The sequence below is a fragment of the Allobosea sp. P1_A7 genome (genome assembly GCF_056406775.1).
On sequence record NZ_JBFTZN010000478.1, the window covers coordinates 1 to 2,531 of the forward strand.

The window sequence follows — 2,531 nt, forward strand, 5'->3', positions numbered from 1 at the left end:
GTGGCTCGCTGTACTGTTTTCCAAGCAATTACAATTGCTTAGATTTATTGGTAGCGGGAGACCGTCTCATCCCGCGCCCCACGAGGAACAAATCAAGTTCGGCTTCAGGTTGCGATTTAGACGCGCGCGGAGGTAGGCGCCCAAAGTGACCGCTTAGCGAGTTTTCGGACGTCGCGATGGCGCGCGCGGCAGCGCCCTTGCGGAACCCGCCTGTGGTCATCAGTGCGCGCAGTCGTAGGGCGGTGTTCGGTGGCGCTACGGACCAAGGTCGGTACTGCGGATAGGAGGATTGTCTCGGAAAACCCAGACCAAGCGCCAATAAAAACCATCCGACATAGTCCTCTATCGGCCAGGGCCAGCCGACATGCATGATGCAGCGTGCGATAGGCCCCCCAGCGGCTGAACGCTAGCTCAATCGAAGTTCTTGCGGCCGGTGCTACCGGCGGCGCGCCTTTTTGGCGCGAGCGGCGGAGCATTGCCCGAGACGAAGCCAATACGGGGTCCTGGAGATCCCAAGGAGGGCGTCATGGTGCAGTATCTTCGCTCCGATCTTGAATTCATCCTCGAGCAGATCAGGATTGCGGAGCGGAATGCTCTGGGGGAGAGCCTCACTGACATCCTGCCCAGCGCCCAGGTGCCGTTTGGTCTGCGGACCGTCGATGGCTCGTTCAACAACCTGGCCCACCCGGAATTCGGGGCCGCGGATCTGGCGTTTCCGCGCCTGACCGATCCGTCTTTCCAGGCGGCCGAGGCCGGCACCAGCTACGCGAATCCCGGATTCGTGCAGGACTCGGAGCCGCGCACGATCAGCAACCTGATCGTCGACCAGACCAACAACAATCCGGCAGCTGTTGCAGCTGCTGCCCAGAATCCCGGATCGGGCACCGTCACCAGCCCCGGCCTGGACGGGATCTTCGGCACGGCGGACGACAAGCCCGTCAACTTCATTCCGAACATCTCCCCGGATGTCGGCCTCTCCGCGCCGTTCAACGCCTGGATGACCTTCTTCGGCCAGTTCTTCGACCACGGCCTCGACCTGGTCACCAAGTCCACGAGCCAGACCGAAGTCGTCTTCATTCCGCTGAAGCCCGATGATCCGCTCTTCAGCACGGCTCCCGGCGCGCTGAACTTCATGGTTCTGAACCGCGCTGCGGGTGGCCAGGCTGCGACGAACACGACGTCGCCCTTCGTCGACCAGAGCCAGACCTACGCCTCCAATCCCTCGCACCAGGTCTTCCTGCGTGCCTATGAACTCGATGCCAATGGCGATCCGGTGGCGACCGGTGAATTGATCACCAATCGCAATCTCGGCGCTGATGGCAGATTCGGCACTGCGGACGATGTCGAGATCGGTGGAATGGCGACCTGGGCCGTGGTCAAAGCCCAGGCGCGCGACATTCTCGGCATCAATCTGACCGATGCCGATGTCGGCAATGTGCCGGTGCTGGCCGTCGACGCCTATGGCAATTTCATCAAGGGCCCGACCGGCATGCCGATGGTCATGATGACCGATGGCAGCTTCACCGAGGGCAATCTGGCGGTGCCGATCAGCCTGGCGGGCGCCGCCCGCACCGGCCATGCCTTCCTGAACGACATTGCGCATAACGCCGATCCAACGGGCAAGACCGCGGATGCCGATAGCATCGTCAACACCGGCCCGCTTGCTGCTGGCCAATATGACAACGAGCTCCTGGACGCGCACTACATCGCCGGCGACGGCCGCGTTAACGAGAATATCGGGCTTACTGCCGTGCACGCCGTGTTCCATTCGGAACATAACCGCCTGGTCCAGCAGACCAAGGACGTGGCGCTGGCAACGGGCGATGTCRCCTTCCTGAATCAGTGGCTCGACACCCCGCTGGCCGCGGGAACGACGTTCCCGCTGACGCAGGCCCAGATCGACGCGCTCGACTGGAACGGCGAACGCCTGTTCCAGTCCGCCAAGTTTGGCACGGAGATGCAGTATCAGCATCTGGTGTTCGAGGAATTCGCCCGTACGGTGCAGCCGCAGGTCGACGAGTTCCTGGCGCCCAACGGCTACGACACGAACATCAACCCGGCGATCCTCGCGGAGTTCGCGCACACGGTCTATCGCTTCGGCCATTCGATGCTGACCGAGACGGTCGATCGCTTCGACCCGAACTTCAACACCGTGGGTGGTGACCCGCAGCTCGGCCTGATCGCGGCATTCCTCAATCCGCTCGCCTATGCCACGGGCGGTCTGACGCCCGAACAGGCGACCGGCGCGATCGTGCGCGGCGTGACGCGCCAGGTTGGCAACGAGATCGACGAGTTCGTCACCGAGGCGCTGCGCAACAACCTGCTCGGCCTGCCGCTCGACCTGCCGGCGCTGAACATCGCGCGCGGCCGTGACACAGGCATTCCGTCGCTCAACAATGCGCGGTCCGAATTCTACGCAATGACCGGCGACAGCCAGCTCAAGCCCTATATCAGCTGGACCGATTTTGCCGGGCATTTGAAGCACGCGGAGTCGCTGATCAATTTCATCGCGGCCTATGGCACACATGCGT

General features: G+C 62.6%; 1 protein-coding gene. It reads left to right on the plus strand.

The window, feature by feature from the left end; translation table 11 throughout:
* Positions 1-526: 526 nt before the first annotated feature.
* A partial coding sequence (locus AC1D34_RS36570; protein WP_476826900.1) for a peroxidase family protein occupies positions 527-2,531 on the plus strand: 2,005 nt, incomplete at its 3' end.